At 65.7% G+C, this 6,141-nt stretch carries 6 protein-coding genes; all 6 read right to left on the bottom strand.

Annotation, left to right across the window (positions count from 1 at the left end):
• The coding region (locus tag B384_RS0101640) for a siderophore-interacting protein (RefSeq protein ID WP_019481401.1) at positions 1–432 on the bottom strand (432 nt) is incomplete at its 3' end.
• On the bottom strand, positions 429–1,316 hold the full coding sequence (locus tag B384_RS0101635; protein WP_019481400.1) for an ABC transporter ATP-binding protein: 888 nt from the start codon (positions 1,314–1,316) through the stop codon (positions 429–431). The genes B384_RS0101635 and B384_RS0101640, both read right to left, overlap by 4 nt.
• Before the next feature lies 1 nt (position 1,317).
• Complete coding sequence (locus B384_RS0101630; protein WP_019481399.1) at positions 1,318–2,451, bottom strand: FecCD family ABC transporter permease; 1,134 nt, start codon at positions 2,449–2,451, stop codon at positions 1,318–1,320.
• The gene (locus B384_RS0101625) at positions 2,448–3,503 is read right to left on the bottom strand and encodes a FecCD family ABC transporter permease (RefSeq protein WP_019481398.1); all 1,056 of its coding nucleotides are present in this window, start codon (positions 3,501–3,503) and stop codon (positions 2,448–2,450) included. The genes B384_RS0101630 and B384_RS0101625 overlap by 4 nt, the downstream gene beginning before the upstream one ends.
• 205 nt (positions 3,504–3,708) lie before the next feature.
• The gene (locus B384_RS17370) at positions 3,709–4,701 is read right to left on the bottom strand and encodes a glutathione S-transferase family protein (protein WP_019481397.1); all 993 of its coding nucleotides are present in this window, start codon (positions 4,699–4,701) and stop codon (positions 3,709–3,711) included.
• Between the two features lie 92 nt (positions 4,702–4,793).
• Positions 4,794–5,903 carry a YihY/virulence factor BrkB family protein gene (locus B384_RS0101615; RefSeq protein ID WP_019481396.1) on the bottom strand — a complete coding sequence of 370 codons (1,110 nt, stop codon included), beginning with the start codon at positions 5,901–5,903 and terminating at the stop codon, positions 4,794–4,796.
• Positions 5,904–6,141: the final 238 nt, after the last annotated feature.

Raw genomic sequence — 6,141 nt, 5'->3', positions numbered from 1 at the left:
CCCGCCGTTCCCCTCAGCATCGAAGTGCATCACGAAGTCGACGTCGATCTCTGGCTGGTCGCCATCGCACCGGGCCGCCCTGACGGTGTAGGTGCGCATGGCGCCGCGCTCGGCGGGGTCCATCGCGAGCCACCGCTGATACCAGCCCGAGCCCTCGGGCGGTGACTCGAGGAGTTCCCGCATGTTCACGCGGGGGGCATCGTCGTCGCGGGTGGCGGGGATCATGACTTTGATCCGCAGGTCGAGCGTTGGCCCCTGCACCCCGAAGTCCCTCAGGCAGGACCCGCCGAAGGTGATGCGTTGGAAGTTGTCGCTGAGGCGCTGCACCCGGGTGACGACGACGTCGAAGGCTGATACCGCCGAAACGGTTCCATCGGTGCGCTGTGGTGCGCGCTCGCTCCGTCGGGCCGTGCGGTTGCTGACTTCGGTCATGTTGCTGCCTCCAGGTGGTGCGCGGACAGCGTGTCCTGCGGATTAGGCAGGAACCCCTGCCCGGTGGACGTTTTGGGTGACGACTGAGTAGCTCCGTCGCCTGAGTGGTGCCGGCCGACCGGCACCACCATGGGTGTGCCGGATACGGGGTCCGGGATGACGCGGCATTGCAGACCGAAAACCGAGGTGACGGTCTCCTCGGTCACCACCTTGGCGGGACTGCCCTGCGCGGCGATCTGGCCGTCCTTCATGGCGATGAGGTGATCGGCGTAGCGTGCGGCGAGGTTCAGGTCGTGGAGCACGATGGCCACCGTGGTGCCGTCGCGCCGGTTCAGGTCGGTGATCAGATCCAGTACTTCCACCTGGTGGGTGACGTCGAGGAAGGTGGTGGGTTCATCCAGCAGCAGGATGTCGGTTTGCTGGGCCAGGGCCATCGCGATCCAGACCCGCTGCCGCTGCCCACCGGACAGTTCATCGACAAAGCGGTCAGCGAGCTCAAGGGTGTCGGTGGCTTGGAGGGCGGAGGCGACGGCGACGTCGTCGTCGTTGGTCCACTGCCGGAACCAGCCCTGGTGCGGGTAGCGGCCGCGACCCACCAGGTCGGCGACGGTGATCCCGTCCGGGGCTACCGGTGTTTGCGGGAGCAGCCCGAGGATCCGCGCGACGGTGCGGGTGGACAGCGAGTGGATGTCCTTGCCGTCGAGGTTGACGACGCCGGCCGACGGCTTCAGCAGGCGGGCCAGGCCGCGCAGCAGGGTGGACTTGCCGCAGGCGTTGGCCCCGACGATCACCGTGACCTTGCCGGCCGGCAGCTCGACGGTGAGGTCCTGGACCACTTTGCGGTCGTCGTATGCGAGTGTCAGCTCGCTGGCTGTCAGAGCCATTTCAGCCTCCCTGTCCTGTCCTGTTGGCGGTCACGAGCAGCCACAGCAGGAACGGGGCGCCGAGGACGCCTGTTACTACGCCGACCGGAAGTGACACACCGGGAATCATGTTGGCTGCCACGAAGTCTGCGGCGAGAACTATCACCGCGCCCACCAGTCCGGCCGCGGTGAGAGACACGGCGCCCTTCACGAGGCGGCGCGCGATCGGGCCGGCGAGGAAGGCGACGAACGCCACCGGCCCGGCGGCGGCGGTGGCAACGGCAGCCAGGGCCACTCCGACGGTGATCAGAGCTAGCCGCGATGGTTCGACCCGGATGCCGAGACTGGCGGCGGTATCGTCGCCCAGTTCCAGTCCGCGCAGCCCCCGGGACAGGACGGCCGCCGCGGGGATCAGCAGCAGCAGGGCGAGGATGAGGATCGTGGCGCGGTCCCAGTTGCTGGAATTCAGGGAGCCGTTGAGCCAGACCAGGGTGTCCGATGCGGTGCGGATATCGGTGCGGGTGAGCAGGAAACTGACCACCGCGTGCAGCACCGCGGCGAAGCCAATTCCCACCAGGATCAGCCGGTACCCGGCCGCCGAGCCGCGGCGGGAGAGCAGGTAGATCGCTGCCGCGACGGCGAGTGCACCGATCAGGGCCGAAAGGGAGACCGCAACGCCCGCCGCCCCGAACAGCACTATTGCTGCCACGGCGGAGGCACTGGCTCCGTAGCTGATCCCAATGATGTCGGGGCTGGCCAGCGGGTTCCGGAGCATGGTCTGGAAAATGGTGCCTGCCAGGCCGAAGGCCACTCCGATAAGGACCGCGATCACCGCGCGGGGAAGCTTGTTTTCCATCACGATGAACGTAGCGCCGGGGATATCGGCGCCGCCGAGGATCCTGAAGAAGTCCGGGATGGTCACGGTATAGGTGCCGAGCAGGACGGAGACCGCGAACAGGACGGCGGTGATCCCCGCGAGGATACCGATCACCAGGCGGCGCTGGGCTGCTTGCCGGCGTCGACCGCCGCTGACGGTAGCCGCCCGCGGTGTGGCAGCGTCATTCGGTGTGGCAGCGCCATTCGGTATGGCAGCGCCATTCGGTGTGGCAGCGGCGGGTGTGGCCGCGCCGGTCGGGGGCGCTGGGTGGAGGCTCATAGTTGGGCCAGCTTCCGGCGGCGGACCAGCCAGATGAACACCGGGGCGCCGATGACGGCGGTCATGATCCCCACCTGCACCTCGCCGGGTGGCAGGATGAGCCGGCCGACAATGTCGGCTCCGATGAGCAGCACCGGGGCAAGTGCCACCGAGAAGGGCAGGATCCAGCGGTAGTCGGGGCCGGTGAGCACCCGCACCATGTGAGGGATCACCAGGCCCACGAAGGCGATCGGTCCGGCGGCTGCGGTCGCAGCGCCACAGAGGATGACGACGCCCAGCGCCGCGACACCGCGGGCTATCGCCACGTTCTGGCCGAGCCCCTTCGCGATGTCGTCACCGAGGGACAGGCTGTTCAGTGCCTTACCGGTCAGGAGGGTCAACAGGATGCCGACCACGAGGAACGGCAGGACCGGCAGGAGGACATCCCAGCCCCGGCCTGACACGGTGCCGACCTGCCAGAACCGGAACCGGTCGAGCGTCTCCTGGCTGGACACCAGGACGGCGTTCATCAGACTGCCCAGCCCCGCGGACAGGGCCGCCCCCGCGAGCGCCAGCTTGATGGGGGTGGCGCCTTCCCGGCCGAGGCTTGCGATGGCGTAGACCACGACGGCGGCGAAGGCTGCCCCGGCGAACGCGAACCAAATGTAGCCGGTCACCTCGGCGATCCCGAAGACGTAGATGCCGATGACGACGGCGAGCGCGGCTCCTGCGTTGACGCCGAGGATGCCTGGGTCAGCGAGCGGGTTCCGGGCCACTCCCTGCATGGCGGCACCGGCGAGGCCGAGGGCGGCGCCGACCATGAGGCCGGTGACGGTGCGGGGAATGCGGGAGTGGACGACGGCGTGGTCGCCGTTGGCCGGGTCGAAATCGGTTAGCGCAGCGACCAGGACGTCGAAGCTGATGGGCCGGGAGCCGAATGCGAGCGAGGCGGCGCAGACCAGGGCGAGGACGACCAGCACTGCGCCCAGCTTCAGAACCCGGCGCTGTCCGCGGGGTCTGGCTGAGGCGATCGGAGCGCGGGCAAGAGGGGCTGGAGCAGTCTGCACTGCCATCGCATGCCTCCTCACCGTCTAACTCCGGACAGAAGTAAGGCTAGCCTAGGTTTACCTCTATTAAGAAACGGTTATGTTCCCTAATTAGCCAGAGTGGGTCGTTCGGAGGGGCACTCGGCGGGTCGCTCCCTACCCGCCGAAACCCCACCCAGCAGCCGGGGAATCCGGTACGGGCGGGGCATCGGTTGACACGGTTTAGCTGGCTTTAGGCAGCGGTGGGCGGGGTTCCCTGCCCGAAGGGCTTGCCGCCGAGGCCTTCCCTGCCATGCTCGGTGTGCCAGTTGGCCAGATCCGGGCCTTTGGGCACAATCCCGGTCGGGTTAATGTCTTCGTGCACGATGTAGTAGTGATCCTTGATCTGGTCAAAGTCGATCGTGTCGCCGAAGCCGGGGGTCTGGAACAGGTCCCGGGCGTAGCCCCACAGGGCTGGCATTTCGGTGAGTTTGTTCCGGTTGCACTTGAAGTGTCCGTGGTAGACGGCGTCGAAGCGCACCAGGGTGGTGAACAGGCGGACGTCGACCTCGGTGATGGTCTCCCCTACCAGGAACCGCTGGTGGCTGAGGCGTTCCTCCAGCCAGTCCAGCGCGGTGAACAGGCGGTCGTAGGCGTCGTTGTACGCTTCCTGCGATCCGGCGAACCCGCACCGGTAGACGCCGTTGTTCACCTCGGTGAAGATCCGCTTGGCGACCTGATCGATCTCTTCACGCAGTTTCTCCGGGTACAGATCGGGGGCGCCGTCGCGGTGGAAATCTTTCCACTCAGTGGAGAAATCAAGGGTGATTTGCGGGAAGTTGTTGGTGACGACGGCACCTGAAGGCACGTCGACGATCGCCGGAACGGTGATACCGCGCGGATACTCGGGATCCCGCTTGAAGAACGCTTCCTGCAGTCGTTCGATGCCCAGGACCGGGTCGCGTCCGTCAAGGTCGAGGTCAAAGGTCCAGGACCGCTTGTCGTGGGTCGGGCCCGGGGTCCCCAGCGAAATGGCGTCCTCGAGTCCGAGGAGCCGGCGCACGATGATGGCGCGGTTGGCCCAAGGGCAGGCGCGGGCGGCGATCAGCCGGTACCGGCCGGCCTCCACGGGAAAGCCGTCCGACCCGTCCCGGGTGATCCGGGTTTCGATATAGGTGGTGTCACGGCTGAATTCCTTGCCCGTGTTCACGTAGGCGCCACGAGTGCTGTGTTCGTTCTCGGTCATCTCTTCAGCCTAATCTTCTGTCGCTGGGCTGTTGGTTGGAACAGCCCAGCGACAGAGGTGGAATTGATCACTGGGTGATCGCCGGTTGGCGATCAGTTGTCCTGGCTCTGCCGAGCCGACTCGCGTTCGTACTTCCGGCGCAGCTCACGCCCGTTGTCGATGTCTTCGAGTTCCTTGTCGAGCTTCTTGCGGCTTGCGGTGGCGTCCCGTGGAGGGAGCTGGATGGTTTCCTCAGCTTCGATGCCGGCCTGGAGTTGCCGGCCGCGCTCCAGTTCGGCGTCGAACTCTGCACCGAAGAGCAGTGAGAGGTTAGCCAGCCAGAGCCACAGCAGCAGCACGATGACGCCGGCGATCGCCCCGTAGGTCTCGTCATAACTGCCGAAGTTGCCAACGTAGAAAGAGAATCCAGCAGTGGTGAGTCCGAGGACCAACAACGCAACAAACGATCCCATGCTCATCCAACGGAACTTGGGCTGCTTCACGTTGGGCGCCCCGTAGTACAGGATGGCGATCATCAGGATGGCAAAAACCACCATGACCGGCCACTTGGCGATGTTCCACACGAGAAGAGCCGTGTCGCCGAGACCAATCACATTCCCGACCGATTCGGCGATCGGTCCGGACAGGACCAGCAGGAGGGCCATCAGCACCACCAGCAGCAGGACTATAGCGGTGATGAGGAGCATTACCGGGCGCAGCTTCCAGAACGGACGCCCCTCCTCCACCTCATACACCCGGTTCATTGCCCGGCTGAAGGCGTTGACGTAGGCGGAGGCAGACCAGAGCGCACCGAGAACACCGATGATCAGCGTCAGACCAGCACCCTGTGAGGTAGCGAGACCTTCAATAGTGCTTTCGAGCGTCTCGTTCTCGGCTGCACCCGGTGCTACCCCTTCAAGGATGTCCAGCACGGTGTTGGTGGTGGTTTCCGCCTGACCGAAGACACCGAGCAGGGAGACCACCGCCAGCAGCGCCGGGAAGATCGCCAGCACCGCGAAGTAGGTCAGGGCAGCAGCCAGATCGGTGCACTGGTCTTTGCCGAATTCACGGAGGGTGCGCTTGAACACGTATCCCCAGGCCGGCTTTTTGATCTCGGTGGGGCTGTCGGGCTTCCGGTCGTCGTCGGGACTCGGCGCATTGCGTGCTTTGTCCTGGGTCTGCGCTTCGGGCGAATCCGCCGCTGTGCCGCCGCTGGGTGCCATTTGGTACCTCCACATAGTTCCTACAGGTCCAGCTGACTACTGTAAGGACCCTTACTAGTGCATAAGCCTACCTAAGGATTACCGTTGGCAGATGGCTTTCTCCCAGATTAGTCCAGCCGGCACCCTCCGAATTGCGGTTGTTGGCGCCACCGGTAACGTCGGAACCGCTCTGTTACGGCGCTTGCAACGGGCTGCGGCCGAGCATCCGGGCGGCGTGGAAATCGTCGGCTTCGCCCGC

It is taken from the genome of Arthrobacter sp. TB 23, from assembly GCF_000294595.1.
In the GTDB taxonomy this organism is placed as follows: Bacteria; Actinomycetota; Actinomycetes; order Actinomycetales; family Micrococcaceae; genus Arthrobacter_D.
The sequence above is the reverse complement of the archived record's forward strand: the minus strand, read 5'-3'. Positions and strand labels throughout refer to the sequence as shown.